Origin of the sequence: Halioxenophilus sp. WMMB6, from assembly GCF_033283405.1 — a bacterium.
Lineage (GTDB): Bacteria > Pseudomonadota > Gammaproteobacteria > Pseudomonadales > Cellvibrionaceae > Halioxenophilus.
In genome coordinates, this window is record NZ_JAWMQR010000011.1 from 13,211 (window position 1) to 38,407 (window position 25,197).

17 protein-coding genes are annotated in these 25,197 nt (G+C 55.5%); 12 read left to right on the plus strand and 5 right to left on the minus strand.

Annotated features, from left to right (window positions below; genetic code table 11):
• Positions 1-20: 20 nt before the first annotated feature.
• The 8 genes from pilV (SBL51_RS20375) (at position 21) to SBL51_RS20410 (ending at position 12,125) form a co-directional block, all read left to right on the plus strand.
• On the plus strand, positions 21-509 hold the full coding sequence (gene pilV / locus SBL51_RS20375; protein WP_317932996.1) for a type IV pilus modification protein PilV: 489 nt from the start codon (positions 21-23) through the stop codon (positions 507-509).
• Between the two features lie 22 nt (positions 510-531).
• Positions 532-1,518 (plus strand): PilW family protein, encoded by a 987-nt coding sequence (locus SBL51_RS20380; RefSeq protein WP_317932997.1) that lies wholly within the window; start codon positions 532-534, stop codon positions 1,516-1,518.
• Positions 1,519-1,543: 25 nt separating this feature from the next.
• A complete protein-coding gene (locus SBL51_RS20385; protein ID WP_317932998.1) occupies positions 1,544-2,095 on the plus strand; it encodes a PilX N-terminal domain-containing pilus assembly protein in 552 nt (183 codons plus the stop codon).
• Between the two features lie 172 nt (positions 2,096-2,267).
• Positions 2,268-5,699, plus strand: coding sequence for a pilus assembly protein (locus SBL51_RS20390; protein WP_317932999.1), 3,432 nt, complete (start codon positions 2,268-2,270; stop codon positions 5,697-5,699).
• A 428-nt stretch (positions 5,700-6,127) separates the two neighbouring features.
• On the plus strand, positions 6,128-6,655 hold the full coding sequence (gene pilV / locus SBL51_RS20395; protein ID WP_317933000.1) for a type IV pilus modification protein PilV: 528 nt from the start codon (positions 6,128-6,130) through the stop codon (positions 6,653-6,655).
• Positions 6,655-7,635: a PilW family protein gene (locus SBL51_RS20400; RefSeq protein ID WP_317933001.1), complete on the plus strand. Its 981-nt coding sequence runs from the start codon at positions 6,655-6,657 to the stop codon at positions 7,633-7,635. Before pilV (SBL51_RS20395) ends, SBL51_RS20400 begins: the two co-directional genes overlap by 1 nt.
• Positions 7,636-7,638: 3 nt before the next feature.
• Positions 7,639-8,301: a PilX N-terminal domain-containing pilus assembly protein gene (locus SBL51_RS20405; protein ID WP_317933002.1), complete on the plus strand. Its 663-nt coding sequence runs from the start codon at positions 7,639-7,641 to the stop codon at positions 8,299-8,301.
• A 173-nt stretch (positions 8,302-8,474) separates the two neighbouring features.
• Positions 8,475-12,125 (plus strand): pilus assembly protein, encoded by a 3,651-nt coding sequence (locus SBL51_RS20410; RefSeq protein WP_317933003.1) that lies wholly within the window; start codon positions 8,475-8,477, stop codon positions 12,123-12,125.
• 348 nt (positions 12,126-12,473) lie between these two features.
• Here SBL51_RS20410 and SBL51_RS20415 read toward each other — a convergent pair whose 3' ends face one another.
• From SBL51_RS20415 to SBL51_RS20430, 4 genes are all read right to left on the minus strand, one after another.
• On the minus strand, positions 12,474-13,823 hold the full coding sequence (locus SBL51_RS20415; protein WP_317933004.1) for an MATE family efflux transporter: 1,350 nt from the start codon (positions 13,821-13,823) through the stop codon (positions 12,474-12,476).
• 88 nt (positions 13,824-13,911) lie between these two features.
• Positions 13,912-14,475 (minus strand): GspH/FimT family pseudopilin, encoded by a 564-nt coding sequence (locus SBL51_RS20420; protein WP_317933005.1) that lies wholly within the window; start codon positions 14,473-14,475, stop codon positions 13,912-13,914.
• A 170-nt stretch (positions 14,476-14,645) separates the two neighbouring features.
• Complete coding sequence (locus SBL51_RS20425) at positions 14,646-16,028, minus strand: sigma-54 dependent transcriptional regulator (protein ID WP_317933006.1); 1,383 nt, start codon at positions 16,026-16,028, stop codon at positions 14,646-14,648.
• Positions 16,029-16,077: 49 nt separating this feature from the next.
• Entirely contained in the window at positions 16,078-17,706 is a 1,629-nt protein-coding gene (locus tag SBL51_RS20430; RefSeq protein ID WP_317933007.1) for a sensor histidine kinase, read from the minus strand.
• A gap of 147 nt (positions 17,707-17,853) precedes the next feature.
• Here SBL51_RS20430 and SBL51_RS20435 point away from each other — a divergent pair, with 147 nt between their 5' ends.
• A complete protein-coding gene (locus SBL51_RS20435) occupies positions 17,854-19,485 on the plus strand; it encodes an NAD+ synthase (protein WP_317933008.1) in 1,632 nt (543 codons plus the stop codon).
• Between the two features lie 46 nt (positions 19,486-19,531).
• Here the strand turns inward: SBL51_RS20435 and SBL51_RS20440 are convergent, their stop codons facing one another.
• On the minus strand, positions 19,532-20,503 hold the full coding sequence (locus SBL51_RS20440; protein WP_317933009.1) for an outer membrane protein assembly factor BamD: 972 nt from the start codon (positions 20,501-20,503) through the stop codon (positions 19,532-19,534).
• Between the two features lie 191 nt (positions 20,504-20,694).
• On the opposite strand from SBL51_RS20440, the gene rluD reads away from it, so the two are divergent.
• From rluD to clpB, 3 genes are all read left to right on the plus strand, one after another.
• Positions 20,695-21,666, plus strand: a complete 972-nt coding sequence (gene rluD / locus SBL51_RS20445) for a 23S rRNA pseudouridine(1911/1915/1917) synthase RluD (protein ID WP_411860507.1) — start codon at positions 20,695-20,697, stop codon at positions 21,664-21,666.
• Positions 21,659-22,426, plus strand: coding sequence for a peptidoglycan editing factor PgeF (gene pgeF, locus SBL51_RS20450; RefSeq protein ID WP_317933010.1), 768 nt, complete (start codon positions 21,659-21,661; stop codon positions 22,424-22,426). Before rluD ends, pgeF begins: the two co-directional genes overlap by 8 nt.
• A gap of 133 nt (positions 22,427-22,559) precedes the next feature.
• Positions 22,560-25,142 carry an ATP-dependent chaperone ClpB gene (clpB, locus tag SBL51_RS20455; RefSeq protein ID WP_317933011.1) on the plus strand — a complete coding sequence of 861 codons (2,583 nt, stop codon included), beginning with the start codon at positions 22,560-22,562 and terminating at the stop codon, positions 25,140-25,142.
• The last annotated feature ends 55 nt before the right edge of the window (positions 25,143-25,197 follow it).

The following is a 25,197-nucleotide window of genomic DNA, read 5'->3' on the forward strand; positions in this document are numbered from 1 at the left end:
AATCTAGCTCAGGTGAATAGATGATGTTGAATAGGCAGCGAACACAAGCAGGCATCACGTTGATTGAGATTCTGGTTACCATGATTATTTTGGCAATCGGTTTTCTTGGTCTCGCCAGTGTGCAGTTGTTGGGTACGCGCAATATTTCCAACAGCAACTATCGAACTCTGGCCACGATCTATGCCTACGATATGGCTGAGCGTATGCGCGCCAATCAGGTGGGCGTCAATTTAGGTAGCTACAACGCGGTGATCAGCAGCAGTGCCACCGACCCCGCTTGCAGCAGTTACTGTACGCCTGCGCAGATGGCCGACCGCGATGCCTCTGAGTGGGATGATCTGCTCACCGCCGACCCGGTTAACGGTGGCTTGCCCAATGGCGCAGGCTCTGTTGCCTACGATGCCACTGACGATGTTTTCACCATTGCTATTCGCTGGACAGAAAATGTGCGCGAGGGTGATATCGGTCAGTTGCAGAATCAGACCTACAGTCTATTGGTCAAGATGTAGCGGCCACCTCGGGTAAGTTGACATGAGACGTTTGCCAGCCAAATTTATGCATGCCGAACAAGGGCTGACCCTGGTAGAGATACTGGTGGCGATGGGCCTGGGTGTGCTGTTGATTTTCGGTGCGACACAAGTATTTGATAGCAGTCGCGAGGGCACACAGGTGCAAAACGCCATGGCCAGTATGCAGGATAGTGGTCGTATCGCCATGGAGTTTATTTCCCGCGATTTGCGTGCGGCGGATTTTTCCGGTTGCTTGCAGGATAAATCCAGGCTGCAAAATTTACTGAGTACAAGCAGCTCCAACTATAACGCGGAATACCACACCTTTTACGCGACTGGCGGTATTTCCGGAGTCCAGTCCGCCAGCAGCTTAACCTTGGGTGGTGCCAGCGTGGCAAATGGTACCAGCACCTTGGCAATTGTTGGTGCTCAGCCAGCCTGTGATGGCATTACGGCAATCGATTCCTCCGCTGTCGATGAAGACGATCCGTTGGTGTTGCGCGCCAGTTGCCCCATTGACCCCGGTACGGTGCTGTTGGTGAGTAATTGTTACTACGGCGATATTTTTGTTAAAACCAACGCGGCAAGTGATACCAATATACAACACACAACCACGGCAGTCAGTGGCCTGGCCAACGCCTCGGCGGCCTTCCAGACGACCTATAAGTCCGATGCTCAAATATTCGAGCCCTTTGTTCGGCAATATTTTGTCGCGCCTGGCTCCAATGGCAACGACTCCCTGTACCGTCGTGAAAACGGACAGAACCGGGAACTGGTTACCAATGTTGTTAACTTCCAGGTTACCTATGGGCAGGACAGCGATGGCGACGATGCGGCCGATAATTTTGCCGGCACATTTGCTGATATGAGCAGTGTGGTGTCGGCACGCATAGTGTTAACCGTACGCAGTGACAATTTAATCGACGGTGCACCGTTGACCCGGACCTACACCAGCACCTCCAGCATTCGCAATCGTACCGTTAATTCCGAAGCTGACCCAGACGCGTGAATGGTTACGATAAAAATAGGGTGAGATGACAGTCGTGAAAAAACAGAGTTTTAATCCCGGCAATCAATCCGGTGCGGTGTTAATCATCAGCCTGGTGGTGTTATTGGTGTTAACGGTCATCGTTATGTCGGCCAACCGCGGCGTGGTGGTACAGGAGCGAATGACATCGGCTATTCGGGAAACCAATTTAGCCTTTCAAACCGCCGAAACTGCCCTGGTGGAAGCGGAAGCTTTTCTCGACACAATCAGTGATCTTTCGGATTTTTCGGATACCGGGGCCAACGGTCTATATACCGAAGGTAATGGCCCTGCGGATTACACGGCGGTGGCCGCCTGGACTGATTCCCTGACCCGGGAAGCCAATGGCATGATGGATGGCTACAGCGCGCAATATTATATTGAGAACTTGGGCGAATTTACCCTCGCCGGCCTGGCGAAAGATATCAGCCTTAGCAATGACTATAACCAGCCCGATGTGAAACCAGTCGCGGAAGTGTTCCGCATTGTTGTTCGCTCGGTTGGGCCAAATGGGCTAACTCAACAAATTATTGCCGGTTATTACAGCAGAAGCCTGTAGTTGACCTAGTTTTTTGGGGGGTTAACCAGCACTCGATGCGCAGAGGAATTGTTGTGCCTGCATTTATCTGCTTAGGGTAAAACCCGGCAGGAGATGGTGTGGGGTCTAAAAGGAATCAGACTGGAATTGTGTGCCTAATGCTGCGTGCAAGTCTTGATAAGGTAGATGCGTCATGAAATTTGTTCAAACCACCCGTAACCTGGCAATGTCATGCTTGGTCGCTGTTGTTGCGATCTCTATTTGTCATAGTGCCTGGTCACTAACGCTACCCAAAAAGCCATTATTGATCGAAGCCAGCATTGAGCCCAACGTAATGTTGCTGTTGGATGACTCCGGCTCAATGATCTACGACTGGTATTTTGGTGACTACGATAAAGACACTGATTACGCTGATTGCCCGGCGACAATTACCATTGCCGGGTATAGCGCCACGGGTGGTACCTACTATCAGGTGGTGGCGCACACCAATAGCAGTGGTTACGCCTATTTCAGTTATCGCGGTAGCAACTATGCTTGGGGTACCACCGATGCTATCGATAGCAATACAGGTCTGCAGCAGGCCTGCTTTGACGATTCTGATGATTACTATGTTCAGTACTCCGATGACTTCACCAACTTAGATGGTGATAACGACGATATTTACGACGGCAAGGATTCTTGGAAAGGCAATTTCTGGAACTACTACTTCTCTAACTCCGATCAAACCGACGGTGACAACTGGGGCGAGGAAGATCAAAAATTTGGTGTGGGTGAGCGCGTGGAGATTGCCCAGGACGCTGCCAAATTACTGTTGCGCAACCTGGATGGTATCCGCATCGGCCTGGCTGGTTTTAACGGCGGATCCGGCGGCACTATTCTGGTCGGTATCGATTCCATCGACGACGTGGTGGACGCGAGTACCGGTGAGACTCAAGAGGAGCGCATGATCACCCAAGTCAACGGCATCTATGCCAACGGCAGTACGCCGCTGGGCGAGAGTTTGCATGAACTGGGCCGCTACTATATTGAGGGGCATACCGACGAGACGCTGACCTTACACCCCGGTGGTATTACCGGTACAGAGACGACGGCGGCCGCTTCGTCCGTCTTTAACCAAGCGCCAACCTACTTAAACGGCACCACTGTGCCAACCAGTGCTCAGCCGGTTATTCAGGCCTACTGCCAAAAGAACTTTGTGGTGATGCTGACCGATGGTGCGCCGACCAGTGACTCAAACCTTAACAGCTATTTGAGCGGCTATGATGCTGATGGTGTCACCGGTTCCAACGGCATTATGGATGACGTTGCTCTTGCTCTGTACGACATCGATTTGCGCCCCGATCTAAATGAATTTGATGGCTCTGCCATTGTTAATAATATCTCGACCTATCTTATTGCCGGTTTTGGTTTGGGCTCTTCCACCATTATGACCAACACGGTAAATAACGGTGTCGGTGTGGGTATTACGCCGGATGCTTCAGGAACCCTCTATCAGGCTGACGATGCCGATGCACTGATTTCTGCATTCGATGATATTTTTGAAGAGATTTTTGCCTCGGCAGGATCGCTTACCTCCATTTCATTTAACTCCGGTTCTCTGCAGGTGGGCTCAGCGCTCTATCAAGCCACCTTTACGCGCTCCGACAGCTTGTGGAATGGCGATTTAAAAGCCTACGCTTACGACTCCGCCAATGGCATGTTTGCCACCACTGCCAGCTGGTCGGCCGAGACCAAGCTGAGCACTCGCGTGGCGTTGTCTGGCCATAGTGATCGCCTGATTTTAACTATGTCGAACACCGGCGACGGTATTCCCTTTACCGAGGCCAACTGGGCCAGTCTCTCTACCGAACAACAGAACGACCTTAAAGGCGGTGGCTCAGAAACTGACGGTAAGGCAGTGTTGAATTATCTGCGTGGTGCCAGTAATGCCCTCTATCGCGATCGCACCACAACCACTGGCTCCATGGGTTTGCTGGGCGATATTGTTAACTCCTCACCGGTGGAGGTGGGCGAACCAGAGGTCGGCTATCCAGACTACGGCGCACTGCTTGACAACGGCACCACCGTGACTCTGTTTGGTTCGGCTTCTGACCCATACTCCTCTTTTGTCAGCAGTAACAGCAGCCGTGCTTCCATGGTTTATGTGGGCAGCAACGATGGTATGGTGCACGCCTTTTACGGTGACCTCAGTACCGGTGGTGGCGAGGCCTTTGCCTATATCCCCAGCATGGTATTTGACAGCTCCTCCAACGAGGAGGGGCTCTACTATCTGACCGATCCCGATTATCAGCACCGCTTTTATGTTGATGGGCCAATTACCGCCTCGGATGTATACCTCGACCCCAATGGCGGCGTCAGTAAATCCTGGCGCACCGTTATTGTCGGAGGCTTGCGTGCCGGTGGTCGGGGTCTGTACGCGCTTGATGTGACTAACCCCGCGCAATTTACCGCCGGCAACGCCAGCAATATTGTGCTGTGGGAGTTTGATGAGAACGACGATAGCGATATCGGTCATGTCTATGGCGAAGTTCGAATCGCCATGATGGCGAACGGTAAATGGGCCGCCATTCTGGGTAATGGTTACAACAGCGGTAGCGGTGAGGCCAAGCTGTTTATTGTCTATCTGGAGCAGGGTGTCGATGGCAGTTGGAGCAGCGGCGATTGGGTTGAGTTAAGCACTGGTATCGGCAGCGACAATGGTATGGGTGCTCCGGTGTTGGCGGATCTTAACGGCGACTATATCCCTGATCGCATTTATGCCGGTGACTTGAAAGGCAACCTCTGGGCGTTCGATGTCTCTGACACCAGTGATGCCAATTGGCACTCGGCCTACCTTGATGGCACTACCCCCAAACCGCTGTTTACCGCGAAAGATAGCAGTGGCAATGTGCAGCCGATTACCACGCAGCCTTTGATCACGCTCAACCCTTCCACCACCAAAGCCGGCAATGGCGAGAATGTGTTGGTGTTCTTTGGCACGGGTAAATTTATCGAGTTGTCTGACTACACCGACAACAGTGCGCAAACTTTCTATGCCGTGTGGGATAGAGGCGACGATCAGCTGTTGCGCGGCAATCTGACCGCGCGCACGCTGGCGGCCGCCACACTGACCGACGTTAATGGTGATACCGTCTCCACCCGCACGGTTAGCGGCAGTACTATCTCCTGGTGGAATGGCACGACCGGTAGCTATGGTTGGTATATGGATCTTCCGGAAACGGGCGAGCGCAATATTGTTGAGCCCTATGTGCTGCAGGGGACGCTCTTCTTTGCCACCTCTGTGCCTTCTACGGCCTCCTGCTCCAACGGTGGTAAGGGGTGGGTGAACAGTGTCGGCACCGATGGCTTGTCGAGCACCACGCCTATCTACGACGCCGATGGCGATGGTGATGTCGACGAAGATGACCTTGGCTATGTGGGTGAGCGGGTCGAGGACGGTTTGCCGTCGGGTGCCGCCTACATCGGTGGTGGTGATGGTAGTGTCGCGACTGACCCCTGTCCGAAGAAGAATGGCCAATACCAGGCTTTCTCTACCTCCAGTGGTGAGGTTCAGTATCGCTGGGTCTGCCCGGCAGATGCCGCAGCGGTTGGGCGCATGTCCTGGCAGGAGATGTTGCGTCAGTAACAGGCCGAGCCCTACAGCGCCACAATTCGTTTAACGCGTCCTGGGCGCTTCTCCCGAAACAACCTCCTGTTACAGGGGGTTGTTTTGTTTTAACCCCCCTATTTAAACACCTCTCTGGCTTTTGATGGATAGCGCCTGAAAGGCGTTTCAGTGGGGTTGCCGCTTGTCCAAGCCCTTTCGCCTTTTGTCCCATCCCCGCCGCTTTTTACCGGTTCTTCCCTATCTGTGGCTTTGCTTGTGGTGGTACTTTACGCCTGAGACGGATTTTTGACCTTTTTACCGGTCTGGCTCCACAGAAGAAGCAAAGCGACAATATTGCGTCGTAGAAAAATATGCCAAAACTGTCAAATATCTGGCGAATGGATGGCCATAGAAGGCTAAGCCTGAAGTCAGGTGGAGACGGGGTTTGCCACTAGGGAAATAACCAAATGAAACTCGGGCTGACGACAGCGGGTGTAAAACAAACGATAACGCCTGCTTCAGTAACACGCCAACAGGGCGTCTCCATGATCGAGATCCTGGTGACGATCATTATTCTGGCAATCGGTTTTCTGGGTTTGGCGAGTGTCCAGCTGCTGGGCGCTAAAAATATCGCCGCCAGTAATTACCGAACACTGGCCACCATCTACGCCTACGACTTTGCCGAGCGCATGCGCAGTAATCCGGGCGGTATCTCTGCCGACGCCTATAAAAATATCACCTGGTCGAACCTATCCAATCCTGAATGTGACGGCGGCTGCAGTTATAGCGAGATGGCCAATCGCGATGCCTATGAGTGGAGCCAGATCATCAAGGGTAGTGTAACGGAGGGCGGCTTACCGAGTGGCAGTGGCAGTGTGGCCTACGACGAAGTTAGCGGCAGCTACATAATCTCGGTCAGCTGGTCTGAGGTGGTGCGCAATGCCGAGACCGCCGCAAACCTGCCGCAGACCTTCTCCCTGGAGGTGTTGCTGTGATGGGCCGCCCAATAGCAACCGCGCTGGCGAGTCGTAAGGCTCAGGGCTTCACTATGGTGGAGGCCTTGGTGGCCATGTTCCTGGGCGTTCTGTTGCTGTTTGGCGTTACCCAGGTATTCGACGGCAGCCGTGAAGGGGCCAGACTGCAAAACGCCATGGCCTCGGTGCAGGATGGTGGCCGTATCGCGACAGAGTTTATCAGCCGCGATGTGCGCAGTGCTGACTTCAGCGGTTGTCTGCGTGATCACACCGGTTTGAGCAATGCACTCACCGGTGGTAACTACGACGCCAGTTATCACCCCTATTTCAATTTGGCCAATGGTGCTGTGTACGGCTACACCGCCACTGGCACCCAGGCCATAGGTGGTAAAACAGTGTTGAGTGGTACAGATACTCTGCGCATTGTGGGGTCGCGTCCGATCTGCGACGGGGTGATGAACCTGGGGGTGGAACTCAGCACCGAAAGTGACGCCCTGACTCTGGCCGAGGCCTGTCCCACTGCGATTCCCAATGGCACGGTGTTGATGGTGACCAACTGTTTTAACGGGGATATCTTTATTAAAACCAATGGTTCGGGCACCAATATTGAACACACTGCCGACACCATCAGCGGCCTGGGCAACTCCACCGCCAATCTCTCTTCGCTCTATGGCAAAGATGCCTCCATTTTAGAGCCGTTTGTCTACACCTATTTCCTGGCCGATGGCAGTAATGGCAACCCGGCGCTCTATCGTCGCGAGGATGGTACCAATTACGAGCTGATCCCTGATGTAATCGATTTTCAGGTTCGTTTTGGGGTGTTGCTTGATAACAAGCAGCAATTTCTCGAACCCGCTTCGGTTGCAGACCCGGCCGCGATTATGGCGGTAAGAACATCGGTAACGGTACGCAGTACCGAGCTGGTGGATGGTAAGCCGATCACCCGAACCTACACCAGCACCTCCAATATCCGCAACCGCACAGTCGAGTCGGAGCTATAACCAATGATCCATACACAAAAACGCTTACTTAATTCTGCTAATCCCAATCGAGCTGCGCAGTTGGCTGGGTCTTTCCAGGGATTCGACAAGGGGCAGGCCCCTCAGCCAGCCGCGCGTGGCGAGGCCGGTGCGGTGCTTATCGTCAGCCTGATTCTGTTGCTGGTGTTAACCATGGTGGTGCTGTCTGCCAACCGCGAGGTGGTGGTACAGGAGCGAATGACCTCGGCTATTCGCGAATCCAATTTGGTTTTCCAGGCAGCAGAGAGTGCGCTGGTGGAGGCCGAGGATTTTATCAATAGCGGCGCGGGCAGCCTGTCGATGTTCAGTGATTCGGGCACCTATTCGGAAGGCGTCTCTATGGCCGGGCTCTACTCGGAAGGCCACGGTCCGACCAATTATCTCGACCTGGTCAATACCTGGGCCGCAGCTAAAACCCAGGTGGCCAATGTGGTCAGCCAGGGGTTTTCCGCAAAATATTTTATAGAGGATTTGGGCGAGGTGGTTGTGAAAGGGCAGGACATTAGTGTTGGCCTGAGCAACAACTACAGCCAGCCGACAGTGCCGCCCACCGCTCGGCTGTTTCGTATTGTTGTAAGGGCTGAAAGTGGCAGCGGTGTTGTGCGCCTCGTCTCCGGCTACTACAGCGCAGATCTTTCAGAATCTTAATTGAATTATTTTTAGGGCGGGTTGCAGGGTTGAGAAGAGTTGCAGCTGCCACAATAAGCGACAAGACAAAAATTATCATGGCTAACAAAACAAAAGTTCTTACGCAAATAATTACGCACTCTTGTGGCGGAAGGAAACCGCTGCTGGCTGCATTCATCGCGGGTAATTGCTCAATGGTTGGCGCGGTAGAGCTTCCCAACCAACCCCTGCTGACCGAAGCCAGCGTGAAACCCAATGTGATGATGCTGTTTGATACCTCGGGCTCCATGAACCGTTTTGAGTATGGTGGGTACGATGCCTCCGTGAATTATGGCACCTGTGCCGATGGGTTGGCTCTGTTGCCCAATCAGCTGTTTGACGCTCGTAACCGAGATTACCGCGACGATTTCGTAACACCGGTTTTCAATGCTGCGGCCACCGACAGTGGCATGGGCTATTTCACTTACGACGGTACAAATTACGAGTGGGGTACATCCGGAGAGGGTACGCTCTATCCGACCGCCTGTTTCTCCGCCGACCCGATTACGGTTACCTGGGGTGAATTCCAAGACCTTTTTGAATCTGGTTTTTTTGACACCTATGTTGGAACGGTGTCGGGTCTGTTTGAGGCTTCTGCGCTCGACAGTTTAAGTTCCGCAATGGACAGTTATCTGGATGGGTCCCCTAATAATGTGCCAGACGATGCGGTTGTCATGGTGGTTGAGAGTCCTGACTATTTGGGCTCCTACTGGGCGTCCCGTGCGACTCGTGTTGAATCGGGTCCGGCCAATTTTTGGAATTACTACTTCTCTAATGCCGACCAAACTGGGCCCGATTTAACCTGGGGAAACCGCGGTCGAAAATTTGGCGTGGGTTCGCGTCTGCAGATTTCACAGGATGCCGGCGAAAAGTTGCTGATGGGGCTGTCCGATGTGCGTCTCGGGCTGGCTGCCTTTGAGCGGGTGAATGAGGAGGATGAAACCGCCGAGGTGGGTGGAGCTTTAATCCTCTCGGGTATTGAGGATATTGATGCCGATATCGGCAGTGGTGTTCGCCAACGCGATCAGCTTCTCAATAGTTTGGCGGATCTTCGTTTGGGAGGGGATACACCCATTTCGGAAGCGCTGTCGGATATTGGTCGCTATTTTATCTCGGGGCATGAAAACGAAGAGATCACCATCCACGCGGATACCGTTGATGCGCAAGCCGTTCTTGCATCGGAAGTCTTCTCCACGCTGCCGGCCTACGCTGAAGGGGTGGTTGCACCGGCAGATGAGATTCCAGCGAAAGAGATAATTCAGGGTTATTGTCAGGAGAATTACATCATTGCTCTGACCGACGGTATTCCCAATGAAACGGGATTAATCAGTCCGCTGCTGATGGGTGGTAGTGAGGTGGGTAGTCATGTTGGTTATGATGCCGACGGTATTGATAACAGCATTGAGTACCGTGTTTATGACGATGGCTCAACCGGCCCGCTGCGCGCCCTAAATGTATTGGACGATATCACTCTTGCACTTAACGACAGCAACTTGCGCCCGTCGCCGGATGATCCGGTCGGCTTAACCAATATCAACAACATTAAAACTTATTTTATTGGCGGTTTCGACAGTTCGGTGGCTGAGGACGAACTACTAATGCGTGCAGCCGCCAATGGCGTTCGTCCCGATGAGGATGGATCAGTTCGCCAGGCTAATAACGTTGATGAGCTTGTCGAGTCTTTAAATAGTATTTTTACCGATATCGAAGGTGAAAAAACTTCGCTTACCACAGTGGCATTTAACTCCGGCGCGGTCAGTTCAGATTCTCTCTTATTCCAAGCCACCTTTAATTATCAGGGCAGTCAGTGGTGGGGTGACCTGGCCGCCTATCCCTATGTTAATCCAGATGATAATGACGGTAATCTGTTTGCTGATACACCCAGTTGGACGGTGGCAGCGCAGCTGGATGCCCGCGTCGCAGACCCGGCTTTGGGTCCCTCTAATCGGACGATTATCACCGCCGGTAGTGTAACGGTGGGTATGGAGACGCGTAAGGATGGTGTGCCTTTTCGTTTTTTGAATTTTGCACAATTTAGCGACGAAATGCGGGATGACCTGGATGGTGCCGGTGGAGATCCAATTTTAACGGCCAAGGTGATTGCCTATCTGCGTGGTCAGGCGTTCGAAGAGTTCCGCGATAGAACCTCCGGTGCTTCGGGTTTATTGGGCGATATTGTTAACTCCTCCCCCATTGAAGTGGGTGAGCCGGAGATCCGCTATCCCAATTACAATGCCAACTCTAAATTTGGTGACAGCTCCCCTGACGGTAACTACTCCTATTTTGCCTCCACCTACGCCAACCGTAAGTCGGTTATCTACGTTGGCGCCAACGACGGTATGTTGCACGCCTTTAGTGGTAGTGGCGACGACGCGGGTAAAGAGCTATTCGCCTATATCCCCAGCCAATTGGCAAATGGTGATTCTGAAACCGAAGGGCTGTTTTATTTAACCAGCCCCAGCTATCAACATCGCTTTTATGTAGACGGCACGCTAACCGCGTCAGACGTATTTATCGATGCCGAATATCCAGTGCAGGCCGACAGCAGAAATTGGCGCACCATTGTGGTTGGCGCTTTAGGCAATGGTGGTAAAGGTCTGTTTGCACTGGATGTGACCAATCCGGCGACCTTTAGTGAGGGCAACGCCGACGACATGCTGCTGTGGGAGTTCGACGGCAATAACGGCGGCAGCGGTGATAGCGATATGGGGCACGTCTTTGGTGAAGCCAAAGTGGTCATGATGAATAACGGCAAGTTTGCCGTGATTACCGGTAACGGCGTCAACTCCGATGGCGGTTTAGCCAAGCTCTTTATTCTCTTTATTGAGGAGGGGGTGGATGGAGAGTGGTCGGTTGGTGATTACATTGAGCTGGACACCCAAGCGGGCGATGGAAATGGCCTATTTGCCCCGGTTTTGGCCGATACCGACGGTGATCGTGTGGTTGACTGGGCTTATGCCGGGGACTTGAAAGGCAACCTGTGGGCGTTTGATTTACGTGCTGCCAATGCTTCTGGATGGAAAGTGGCGCACGGTACTTTGGCTGATCCTGAGCCTCTGTTTAGTGCAGTCAATAACGACGGCGAAAGTCAGGCAATCACCACCACACCGCTGGTGGTAATCAATAAAGAGACACCATTTACCGATAATCTGCCAAACCTGGTTGTGTTGTTTGGTACTGGCAAAATGCTGGAGTTCGGTGATTACGCCACCACGAAAACCGAGAGCTTCTACGCGGTTTGGGATCGTGGCGATGGCGCCATCACCCGCTCCGACTTGCAGGCGCGCACTCTCGAGACCCCGGAAGGTAGCAGTGGCAGGAAGGTGAGTGGTGATGCCATTGTCTGGTACAACGAGGTGAGTGACTCAGGTGACTACGGTTGGTATATGGATCTGCTGCCGGAGTCGGGTGAGCGGGTTATTGCCGACCCGGCCATTTTGCTGGGCACCATCTTCTTTACCAGTGTCATTCCATCTAGCGATGTTTGTGATGCCGGTGGTATGGGTTACCTCAACAGTATCGGTGTTGATGGTTTGGCAACCACCAATCCAATCTACGATTACAACGGCGATGGTGTAATTAATGATGAGGATCAGGGTTATGTCAGTCAGCCCGTTGACGAGGCCATGCCCTCCGGTTCTGCCTTTATTGGTGCACCAGATGACGTTGACCAGCCCTGCCCGAAAAACAACGGCCAGTACCAGGCATTTTCCACCTCTAATGGTGAAGTCTCCTATCGCTGGGTCTGCCCGGATGCTGCCTCAGGGTTAGGGCGTGTGGCGTGGCAGGAGCTGTTTGGTAATTAATAGCTGGCACCGGGCCTCGCTCTAGGTGAGGCTCTGCTTTGCCAATAGTGATTGACGTAGTTCTGGCAGGTCGTAGCTCTGGTAGGTTGTATCGGTACTGCCTGCGTCTTATAAAGCCGCTGTTCTAGCAACTGGGAAGAGCAATAATTACGGCATGGCGATAAAAAGTGCTGCCGTTCTTGGGCGAGTTCTGGTAGTACCTTTTTTATTTATTAAATAGTCGAAGTGGTAGGCCGCTGATTGAGGTTGTGGCCAGCCAGCTTGATCTGCCCTCTAGCCTTCACTCCTCTTGGCCCAATCAAATTACTAGTAACCTTGCCGTTGGATGGTGTGGGCAGTAACCCCCCCTTAAATGGATTGCAGGGTTGCCTTGCGATAGGTCTGCCTCAGCCAAAAATAACCAATAATTCCGGCCAGGCTATTGGCCAGCGCCACCGCGACAAAAATACCCACCAGGCCAAACCAGTACTTACCCAACAGGGCGAGAGGTACAAAGATAACCAGCACCCGCAGCGCGGAGATAGCGGCACCGGGCAGGGGTTTACCCAGGCCGTTAAAGCTGGAGTTGGCCGCCATGGAGATACCTTGTAAGCCGTAGGAGAGGGGGACAATGGCGAGGTAGGTGGCGGCAATGGAAATTACCCGCGCAGAGTCGGTAAAGGCCTTGCTGATCAGTCCACCACAAAGCCAGAGTAGCAGGGCGCAGACGAGACCGTAAACCAGGCTGAAGCGGCTGCTGGCGGCTAGGGCTTGCGGCAGGCGGGCGCGATGCTCCGGCACCATATTCTGGCCGACAAACGGGCCCAGAATATTGGCCAGGCCGATCAGCACAATTAACAGCAAGGGCTCGAGGCGTTGAGTGATGCCCATGGCGGCCACCGCTTCCGGACCAAAGCTCGACACCAACACCAACGCGGCGCCACTGAATATCGGGATGATCAGATTGGTGGCCATGGTCGGCACGCCCACTTTCATAACCGCCCTCCAGGAGCGCAGCATGGCCGGGCCGCGTAGATGGGGGATGCTGATTAACTGGTAGCGGTGAATCGCCAGATAGAGGGCGAGGCCGGTTAACAGCACACGGGTGAACACCGTGGTCCAGGCCGCACCGGCAATGGCGAGGCCTGGGATGGGGCCCAGCCCAAAAATCAGAATTGGGTCGAGGATGATATTGGCAATGGCACTCCAGATCATCAGCGTGCCTGCGATTTTGTTGTGGCCGGAGGCCTGCAAAATGGCGGAGATCACCATTGAGAGACAGAAAAAGGGTGTGTTCCAATACCAGGCCCACATGTACTGATTAATTAATGGTAACAGTGCCGGTTTGGCACCCAGCAGCTGAAAGGTGGGCTCCATCAACTGCCAACCCAACATCATCACCGTCGTTGAAATGGCCAGGCAGAGCAGCAGTGTGTCACCTGCCATCTGCCTGGCCTCTTGTGGCATCTTCAGGCCGAGCATGCGGGCATAGACCGATGAGGTGCCGGTGGCAAAACCAATACCGAGGGTGGTGATCAGCAGCACTATGGGAAAGGTGAAACTCATCGCCGCCAGCGATTCGCTGCCGAGCCGGCCAACGAAGAATGTATCGGCGATATTAAACGACATGGAGGCCCCCAAGCCGATCACCCCCGGCAGTGCCAATTGATACAAAACCTTGCCGACCGGCCCCTGAGTAAATGAGATGGGTTGCTTCACACTGGCTGCTCTTGCTGGAAAAAATCGGCGCCCATTAAAACACAATTCAATTGGCAGCCAATAGTTGCCGGCCCACTCCCGCCTTAAATCAGCAGTTGATGTCGTTGCCGCTGCCGTTTTCCGGAATGCCGTTGCCGTTGCGGTCGCGTCCCAAATAGGCCCGTCCAGTACGGAAAAAAATAATTACTTTGGCGTTGCGCGTCTCGCCGGCGCGGCTGCAGTAGACCAGATTGCCGCCACTGTTCTTGCGAAAGCTGGTTCCGGTGGGGGTGTAGTTGATGTAGTTGATATTGAGTCCGGCGTTGAGCGTGATGGTGGCCTGGTCGTTGGCCCGGTCAAACACCCGGATGATCTGCCCGGGGGATTCAATAACGCCGTTGATGTCCGGGTCGGCAAATATGTACAGTCCCCGGGACCAATTGTCGCCGCAGCTCTGGTTATCGCCGCTGGCACACACGCTGATATAACGACCCTGAGCCAGTGCCAGGGTGCGGGCAAACTCCAGTTGTCCGAGCAACTCATTGATGGTGGCGCTGGCTTTATGGCGGGCATAAATCTGGTAGCCGTTGGGAATTGCCACAAAGTAGAGAATGCTGACGATCGCCAGAGTCATCATCAGTTCAATCAAGCTCAAGCCGCCATGCTTTTTCATCACTTATCCTCCCCAGGTGGTGATCTTCTGGGGCAGTGCAGGCGGTGCTAATGCTAACTCAATAGATAAGTGAATTGGGTGACGATTTTTTGTGAAATATTGGCTGAATTAATGACTTTGCCTGAGTGACGTCACCGCAAAGTCTTAGCATTGGCCTAATTTGCAAAGGATTAGTCGTCGCTGTCGAGCCCCAACTTCTTCAGCCGGTAGCGCAGGGAGCGAAAGGTAATGCCCAGAGCCTTGGCGGCCGTGGTTCGATTCCAGCGGTGTTTGTCGAGGGTGGTGAGCAGTATCTCTCTTTCGATATCGGCCAGATAGTCATCCAGCGGAATGCTTTCGTCGTAGTCGAGCTTCTGACTAACGGTGTGGCTAGGGGGAGGGCTGGGCTCTCGGCCGGTGTCGCTGTTCTTGCCGATGGGGCTCAGTTGTAGGTCTGCGGCTTCGATTACCAGGCCTTCACACAGGGTGTAGGCCCGCTCCAGAATATTGTGCAGCTCGCGCACATTGCCCGGAAAATCGTAAGCGGCCAGGGCGGCGGAGGCCGCCTGCGACAGTATTGCCGGTTCGTCGTTATAGTCGTTGGCAAAATGGTGCAGGAAGTAGTTGGCCAGTAGCAGGATATCGCTGCCACGCTCGCGCAAGGCGGGTACAGGGACTTCAATAACGTTGATTCGATAGTACAAGTCCGCACGAAATTTTCCGTTCTCAATGGCCTCGGTTAGATCCTTGTGGCTGGCGCTGAGTATGCGGACATCTACTTTGGTTTCGTTGGCATCGCCAATGGCGCGCACCGCTTTCTCCTGAATGGCGCGCAGTAATTTAACCTGCATATCCAGGGGGAGGTCCGCCACCTCATCCAAAAAGAGTGTGCCGCCGTGGGCCGCCTGGAATAGCCCCTCCTTGTCTTTCTGGGCGCCGGTGAAACTGCCTTTACGATGGCCAAACAGCTCACTCTCCACCAGCTCGGCCGGTATTGCGCCACAGTTCACGGCAATGAAGGGATGCTTGGCTCGGGGGCCTTGCGCGTGTATGGAGCGCGCCACCAGCTCCTTACCACTACCCGACTCACCACTGATAAATACCGGCGCCTGAGAACGGGCCAGCTTGTTGATCTTCTTGCGCAATGCCACGATGGCCGCTGATTCGCCCTTGATCAGTTGATCTTCCTGGATACCGCTGGGGGGTTCCGGGCTCACCGCCAGCGCTGAGTTCACCAGCTGGCGCAACTGCTCCAGGTCGACCGGCTTGGTAATAAAGTCGTAGGCGCCGGCTTTCATGGCCTCCACCGCGGTATCCATATTGCCGTGGGCAGTGAGCACCACAATGGGCATTTGCGGGTGGCTCTGTTGCACCTCTTTGACCAGATCAATGCCGTTGCCATCTGGAAGCCGCATATCGGTCAGGCAGAATTGGTAGCGGTGTTGAGCCAACTTTTGGCGGGCTGCGTCAAGGTTGGCGGCGCGCTCGGCAACGACACCCATGCGCGACAGGGTGATATCCAGCAGCTCCAAAATATCGGGTTCGTCGTCGATGATCAGTGCGTGTCTACTCATGGCGCCAGCGGGTTTCCTGTCGGGGTTCAAAGCGAATGGTTTGGGATTATTAAAATACTTGTTGTGCGTGGGCGAACTTGATTTGAAAACAGCTTTTACCCTGCCAGCGGGTAAAAGTGAGCGATGCCTGATTAGATTGGCACAATTCTCGAGAAATATACAAGCCAAGGCCACTACCGGTGTTCTCGGTGGTGAAAAAGGGCTCAAAGATGCTCTCTTCCATCTCTTCGCTGACACCCGGACCGTCGTCAATAATCAGCAGGCTGGCCAATTCACTGCTGGCCTGGTAGCCCAGGCGTAGCTGCAGATGGTAGCGGCCGGTGATTTGATAACCGTAACGCAGGCCGTTATCGAACAGGTTGGTTAAAATCTGGCGCAGGTGGTTGATATCCACCTTGGCCAGAATCGGCTCGCTACTCGCTTCGATATTCAATTCAATATCTACCTCACTGGCGTTGGCCAGCGCCTGGCTGTATTCGCTGATAAATTTGGGCAGCCACTCACACAGCTCCACCACCTGCGCCTGGCTTTGGCTGCGGCGGGAGAGTTGCAAGGTATTTTCAATGATCTGATTAACCCGTTTGGAGTGGTTGAGAATAATGTTGAGCAGCTTTTTGGAGTCGTCGGCAAGCTCTGGCGACTCCGTCAGCAGTTGGGCTGCGTGGGCGATGGCGCCCAAGGGGTTGCGTACCTCGTGGGCGATACTGGCTGTCAGTTTGCCGAGCGAGCCGAGCTTGAGCTTTTGTGCCTCCTGAGCCAGCAGGCGGTGATCCTCAACAAAGATCAGTGTGTCGCCCTCTGGCCCGGTTAGCTCCGCAAAATTAATGCGCACCTCGGCACTGTTCTCCGCTACCCGTACCGGCGGGCGGGCACGCTTGGGGTTCTCTTGCCAGCTCTGATAGGCATCGGCCAGCAGGGGGATTTCGCTCAGATTGGTGGAGAGTTGTGCATAGATGGGTGGCAAGCCAAGCAGTCGACAGGCGGCATTGTTAATTAACTGGATCTGTTGCTGGCTGTCGGTGACCAGCACGCCGGTGCGCATCCGTTCGATAATCTTTTGCGAGGTGTCGCGCGCCTTGGCCGCCTCCTGGGCTTGAATATCGGCTTCTTCACTGCTTTCGCGGATGCGTTGAGTCAGGTATTGGAACAGCAGCGCCGTGGCAAACAGCAAAATGCCGAGGGCGCCGGCGGAGAACATCCGGGAAGAGCTGTCGCCAAAGATCTGGGCGGTGATCAGGGTTTCGGTCAGGGTGGTCACTGTGGCCAGGGCGGCGATAAATATGGCCAGCTGCCGGGTAAGGAAGATGGCGCTGGCGGCCACGGTGATCACCAGCAGGTAGGAGAGTCCACTGGCGATACCACCGCTGGTACCGGACAACAAGGTCAGCGCCGCGACATCAATAATCAGGTAGCCCACCAGCTGCCGGGTATCGGGCTCCTCTTGGCGGCGCCAGAGGCCAATTAAGGTCAACAGGTTAAACACCGTATAGACCAGCGCGGTGAGAAAAAACCATTTGGGGGCGTAGCGGCCCAGCACATCGTTGGCAAAGTTACCGGTGAACAGCAGCATCAGCAGGCTGCCGAGTGCGGTCCGGTAATAGGTGTAGATGCGCAGGAGGCGGTAGTTGTCTCTGTTGTTGGAACTGTTGTTGGTGCTGTTGCTAGTGGCCGAGGTCATGGTTGGTCTGTCTGTCGTTAACGCGAAGTGCGTGGCAAGTGTTGGACGCACACGGGCGGGGTAAGCCGGCAATTACTTTGCCTATTATCCACCTTTCCCGGACAATACACCCCCACACAGTTTGGTTCAAAAGAGGAGAGGTGGCGAGTGGCTAGCATTACTGTCGTTATGGCCCAGTTAAATTTTTTGGTGGGCGATATTCCCGGCAATACCCGCTTGATGTTGGAGGCCGCCCGCCAGGCGCAGCAGGAACATCAGGCCGATGTGGTGCTCTTCCCCGAGTTAACCCTCACCGGCTACCCACCGGAAGACCTGCTCCTGCGCCCCAGTCTGCAAAAGCGGATCGACGCCGCCATGAGCGAAATCGCCGAGGCCGCGTTGCCGGTTACCCTGGTGGTGGGTTATCCGCGGGTGGTCTCCGGCCGGGTGTTCAACATGGCGGGGGTGTTTCAGGGCGGCCAGTTGATTGCCGAGTACGCCAAACAGTGCCTGCCCAACTACCAGGTGTTTGATGAGAAGCGCTACTTTGTCGCCGGTGATCAACCCTGTGTGGTCGATATCCAAGGCGTGCCCACGGCTATCACCATCTGTGAGGATATCTGGCTGGCCGAGCCGACCGAACAGGCCCGCAACCACGGCGCCAAATTGATGCTCAATCTCAATGCTTCGCCGTTTAGTGGCCAGAAGTACGAGCAGCGCCGGCAACTGCTGAGCAACCGGGCACGGCAGGGGGCAATGCCGATAGTCTATACCAACCTGGTGGGTGGCCAGGATGAACTGGTGTTCGATGGCGGCTCCTTTGTGGTCGATGCCGCGGGCACCATACAGCGCCAGGCCCCCTTCTTCGAGGAGGGGTTATTCCCGGTCACCCTGGCGGTTGATAGTAGCGGCACTGTCTCTGTGCCGGCCCAGGATCAGATAGCCATACCCAGCAAGTTGGCGGCAATTTATCAGGCTCTGGTGGTTGGCGTGCGCGATTACGTCAATAAGAACGGCTTTCGTGGCGTGGTGTTGGGCCTCTCCGGTGGCATCGATTCCGCCCTCACACTGGCGGTAGCGGTGGATGCCCTGGGCAAGGAGCGGGTTGAGGCGGTGATGATGCCGTTTCGCTACACCAGCGATCTGTCCAAAAACGATGCCAGTGATGAGGCCAACCGCCTGGGGGTGCGTTACCAGTCGATCAGTATCGAGCCCATCTATGAGGCTTTTATGGCCAGCCTGGCCGAAGAGTTTGAGGGCAGCAAGGTCGATACCACCGAAGAGAACCTGCAGGCCCGCTGCCGGGGTGTGCTGTTGATGGCGATCTCCAACAAAAAGGGTTATCTGGTGCTCACCACTGGCAATAAAAGCGAAATGGCGGTTGGCTACTCCACCCTCTATGGGGATATGGCGGGTGGTTTTGATGTATTGAAAGATGTACCCAAGGTGACGGTGTTTGAGTTGTCGCGTTATCGCAACACCCTGTCGGAGGTGATTCCGGTGAGTGTGATCGAGCGGCCACCCTCAGCCGAGTTGGCCCCGGATCAAAAAGATGAAGACAGCCTGCCGCCCTACCCGGTGCTGGATGAAATTCTGGAGCGCTACATCGAGCAGGATCAGAGCGCAGCGGAGATCGAAGCGGCCGGATTTGATTCCGCCACCGTGCGGCGGGTGCTGCGTTTGGTGGATATCAACGAATACAAACGGCGCCAGGCGCCGGTTGGGGTGCGTATCAGTGAGCGTGGTTTCGGTCGCGACCGTCGTTACCCGATTACCAATGGCTGGAAGATAGGCGACTAGGCTGGCCAGTTAAAGAGGGGTGGTTGGTGCCTCCCCGGCTGGTTGCTTAATCCTGTGGCCGGGGGGCGGAGACCTGGCTCTCGTCAAAGTAGACCGAGTTGTAGAGCTCACGGGAGTCAAAACTGGGCGAGACTGGCTTATCAAACAGGCCGAAGGTGACCTTGCTCACCCAGGAACGCTCACCTCGTTGGGTACCCGAGGCGAAGCGGAAGCTGCCGTCTTCGTTCAGGGCCGGGTGGTTAGGGAAGTTACTGCTTAACACCGCCAAGCTGGCATCGGAGAGGTCATCCATGCCCAGTAGTTTGTAGGCCTGCACCATCACCGCCAGGCCATCGGGCACGGCCGGTGTTTTCTGAAAATTCTCTACCACGTAGCGACCGCGGTCGGCTGCGGCAATATAGGCGCCGCGCTTGAAGTAGTAGTTGGCTACGTGGATCTCATAGCGCGCCAGCAGGTTGCGCAGATAGATCATCCGTTTGCGGGCATCTGGGGCATAGGCACTGTTGGGGAAGCGGGCCAGCAGTTGGGCAAAGTGGCCGAAGGATTCGCGGGCCATGCCGGGGTCTCGGCTGGTGCGGTCGGTGGGCAGGAACTTCTCGAAGGCGCCACGGCCCTCGGTAAAGGTGGCCAGCCCCTTCATATAATAGGCGTAGTCGACCTGGCGATGCTGGGGGTGCAGACGAATGAAACGGTCGGCGCTGGCAATGGCGGCTTCGGTTTCGAAGTTTTTGTAGTAGGCGTAGATCAGCTCCAGCTGGGCCTGCTCGGCGTAGGAGCCAAACGGAAAGTTCTCTTCCAACAGTTGCAGGGTGCTGATACCTGCCTCCCATTGGCTCGATTTGAGCTGCCGCTCGGCGGCGTCGTAGAGCATTTTTTCCGTGGTTTCCGGGGCGGCGGATGGATCGTCATCTTTGCCGAACAGGGCACAGCCGGAGAGACTGGTACACAGTAGGACGAGTGTGGAAAGCAGAGCGATGTGGCGTGCGGGCCAGCGGAGTATTGCAAAAGTATTGGTCATAAAGCAGCGTATCTGGTGGCCGATGGGTGCGCCCACACAAGTAAATGTTTCCTTGGCAGTCGGGTTAAGCCCGCGCCGCCAGCGTTCAGTTCGAATGGGCGCCTATTTAATCACAGAGTTGAGAAGCGCCAAAGCCTTGCATGGTGCATAATTGCGCCTCTGTTCTTCTCCTTTGCCCCGCGAGTGGTGGGTTGTTAGTGTCTATATCCAATATTCATATTGAAACCACGGTCCCGGTGGCGCTCAGAGGCTCCCGGTTGGACCAGGCAGCCGCGCAATTGTTTCCTGATTATTCCCGCTCACAGCTACAGCAGTGGATTAAAGGCGGCCAGTTGACGGTTAATCGGCGCCCAGCCAAAACCAAAGACAAACTGATTGGCGGTGAATTTCTGTTGCTCGACGCCGAACTTGAGGCGCAAGGCGACTGGCAGCCCGAGGCGATTCCCCTGGATATCGTCTATGAGGACGACGCCCTCATGGTGATCAACAAGCCGGCTGGATTGGTGGTGCACCCGGCCGCTGGCAATCGTGATGGCACCCTGCTCAATGCCCTGCTGGCGCACCTGCCGGAGCTGGCCAAGCTGCCGCGGGCGGGTATTGTGCACAGGCTCGATAAAGACACCACCGGTCTGATGGTGGTCGGCAAAACTCCGACGGCGGTAACCGACTTGGTGGCCCAGCTGCAGGCGCGCACGGTGAGCCGCACCTATCTGGCGTTGGTGATTGGCGGCCTCACCGGCGGCGGCACCGTCGATGCCCCGATTGATCGCCACCCTGGCCAGCGCACTAAGATGGCCGTCGTCCAAGGAGGTAAGCAAGCAATTACTCACTACCGGGTTAAGGCGCGCTTCAGCAACCACACCCTGTTGGAGGTGAAGCTTGAAACCGGACGCACGCATCAAATTCGGGTACACATGGCCCACCTGCGCCACCCCCTGGTGGGCGACAGCACCTACGCTGGTCGTTTTAAAATTCCACCGGCGGCCAGTGAGCCATTGATCGCCGCACTGAAACGTTTTCCCCGGCAGGCACTGCACGCCACCGCCCTGGGCTTGATTCACCCAGTGAGCGGCGAGGCTATCTCCTGGCAGGTACCACTGCCCAAGGATATGGCCGACCTGCTGGCCCTGTTGCGGGTGGAGGAGGCGGGCGGTGGTGAGTGAAGCGGGTTTAGCCCCCTCTTTTATCAGCCTCGAGTGGCCCGCGCCGAAGGGTGTTTGCGCCCTGCAGACGACCCGCCAAGGCGGGGTGAGCGTCGGCCCCTACGCCAGTTTTAATTTGGCTGACCATGTTCAAGACGACCCCAGTGCGGTAGTTGCCAACCGCCAGCTTCTGTCTGACCAGATGGCCGGCGTGCCGGTACAGTGGCTCTGCCAGGTACACGGTGAGCGGGTGGTGGAGGCGGAAGAGGATGGCCTGGTGATTACCGCCGATGCCTGCCTTACCCGCACCCCAGGGTTGGCTTGCGCGGTGCTGACCGCCGATTGCCTGCCGGTGCTCTTTTGTGACCGGCAGGCGAGCGTGGTGGCTGCGGCTCATGCCGGTTGGCGCGGACTGGTGGGCGGTATTCTGCCCGAGACCGTCGCTGCCATGGCCGTTGCTCCGGGCCAGTTACTGGCCTATTTGGGGCCGGCTATCAGCCAACACTATTTTGAGGTGGGGGTGGAAGTGCTTGAGGCACTGATGGCCAGTGCGCAATCGGCCGAAGAGTTGTCCGCTTTTGCCAGTGCCACCCGGCCCGGAGAGCGGCCCTTGCACTTTTACGTTGATCTTTACGCTGTCGCTCGGGCTCAGTTGCGACGGCTGGGTGTTGAGCAGATCTATGGCGGCCACTGGTGCAGCTATGGTGATGAGCGTTTCTACTCCTATCGCCGGGATCAGGTCACCGGCCGCCAGGCCAGCGTCATCTGGTTGCAGCCCTAATTGAACTAAAAGCAAAATTGCTTTGGGTCAAAATTTCCCAATTCAACCGCTTGTATTTCCAGTGGTATCCCCAACATAAAAAGCCAATAGAAATGGGCGTTAGAAGCCCTGTGGGACCAACGAGAGGGTACACATGCGAATCGACCGTTTAACCAATCAACTGCAAAACGCGCTGGCCGACGCTCAATCATTGGCGATTGGCCGCGACCACAATCAAATTGAACCGGCCCACGTGCTGCTGGCCATGCTCGATCAACAGGGTGGCGCAGTGCGTCCGCTGCTATCCCAGGCCGGTTTTGACGTCAATGGCCTGCGCAATGGCCTGGCCAAGGTCTTGGAGGGTTGTGCCCGGGTACAGAGCCCCACCGGCGAAGTGCACATGTCGCAGGAGCTGGTGCGGCTATTCAATCTGGCCGACAAACAGGCACAGAAGGCCGGTGACAAGTTTATCTCCAGCGAATCCCTGCTGATCGCCTCCCTGGAGGATGGCAACAGCTCCCTGGGTAAGCTGCTGAAAGATTTCGGTAATGCCCAACGATTGAAAGATGCGATCGACAAGGTGCGTGGCGGTGAAACCGTCGATAACCCCGACGCCGAGGGCAATCGCCAGGCACTGGATAAATTCACCATCGACCTAACCGCCCGTGCCGAAGCCGGCAAGCTGGACCCGGTAATAGGCCGCGACGATGAGATCCGCCGAACGATTCAGGTGTTGCAGCGCCGTACCAAAAACAACCCGGTGTTAATTGGTGAGCCGGGTGTGGGTAAAACCGCCATTGTTGAAGGTTTGGCTCAACGCATCATTAATGGCGAGGTGCCCGAAGGGTTAAAAAACAAGCGGCTGCTGTCGCTGGACCTCGGTGCCCTGTTGGCCGGCGCCAAGTTTCGCGGTGAGTTTGAGGAGCGCCTCAAGTCCGTGCTGAATGAACTGGGCAAAGAAGAGGGGCGGGTGATTCTGTTTATTGACGAGATTCACACCATGGTCGGCGCCGGTAAAGCCGAAGGGGCGATGGATGCCGGTAATATGTTGAAGCCGGCTCTGGCCCGGGGTGAACTGCACTGTGTGGGTGCCACCACGCTGGATGAGTATCGCCAGTACATCGAGAAAGATGCCGCCCTGGAGCGCCGCTTCCAGAAAGTTTTGGTGGATGAACCCTCCGAAGAGGACACCGTCGCTATTCTGCGTGGCCTGAAGGAGCGCTACGAGGTGCACCACGGGGTCGATATCACCGACCCGGCCATCGTTGCCGCAGTGAAGCTCGGCCAGCGTTACATCACCGATCGCCAGTTACCCGATAAAGCCATCGACCTGATCGATGAGGCTGCCAGCCGCATTCGTATGGAGATCGACTCCAAACCGGAATCCATGGATCGCCTGGAGCGCCGCCTGGTGCAGTTGAAGATTGAACGCGAGGCAGTGAAGAAAGACGAGGATGAAGCCTCCAAAAAACGGCTCTCTAAAATCGATGATGATATTGCCCTGGCCGAGCGCGAATACGCCGATCTGGAGGAGATCTGGCGCGCCGAGAAGGCCGCGTTGCACGGCTCCCAGGAGATTAAAAGCACCCTGGAACAGGCGCGTATGGATCTGGAAGCCGCCCGTCGTGCCGGCGACCTGGGGCGCATGTCAGAGTTGCAGTACGGCATTATTCCGGAGCTGGAAAAACAGCTCGATATGGCCGCCCAGGTTGAGATGCAGGACATGACCCTGTTGCGCAACAAGGTCACCGACGAAGAGATCGCCGAGGTGGTCTCCAAGTGGACCGGCATTCCAGTCTCGAAAATGCTCGAAGGCGAGCGTGAAAAACTGCTGCGTATGGAAGAGGGGCTGCACTCCCGGGTGATTGGCCAGGGGCAGGCGGTGGAGGCGGTAGCCAACGCCGTGCGCCGTTCCCGGGCCGGTCTTGCCGACCCCAATCGTCCCAACGGTTCATTTTTGTTCCTGGGCCCAACCGGGGTGGGCAAAACCGAGCTCTGTAAAGCCTTGGCTGAGTTTCTGTTCGACACCGAAGACGCCATGGTGCGCATCGATATGTCGGAGTTTATGGAGAAGCACTCCGTAGCCCGACTGATTGGCGCTCCTCCGGGCTATGTTGGCTACGAAGAGGGTGGTTATCTGACCGAAGCCGTCCGCCGCAAGCCCTACTCGGTGCTGTTGCTGGACGAGGTGGAGAAGGCTCATCCGGATGTCTTCAACGTACTGCTCCAGGTACTGGAAGATGGCCGCCTGACCGATGGTCAGGGGCGCACGGTCGATTTCCGCAACACCGTGGTGATTATGACCTCCAACCTGGGCTCGGATGTGATTCAGGAGCTGACCAAACTGGGCAGCGAGCAGGAGGCGATCAAAAACGCTGTGTTGGATGTAGTGGGTGGCCACTTCCGGCCTGAATTCATCAACCGTATCGATGAGGTGGTGGTGTTTGACCCACTCTCCAAAGATCAGATTCGCGGTATCGCCACCATCCAACTGCAACGCCTGCGCGACCGCCTGGCGGACCGCGACCTGCACCTGCAGTTGAGCGATGCGGTGCTGGATAAGCTCGGCGAAGCCGGCTTTGACCCGGTGTACGGTGCACGGCCGCTAAAACGGGCTATTCAGCAACTGCTGGAGAACCCGCTGGCGCAGCGTGTGCTGGCGGGTGATTTCAGCCCGGGTGACACCATTGTGGTGGGCTTGGATGGCGAACAGAAGGTGGTCTTCGATAGGAGCTGAGTTGCGTTATCGTTGATACAGTTTAACTAAGCCAAACAAAAACGCCTCGGTTTTG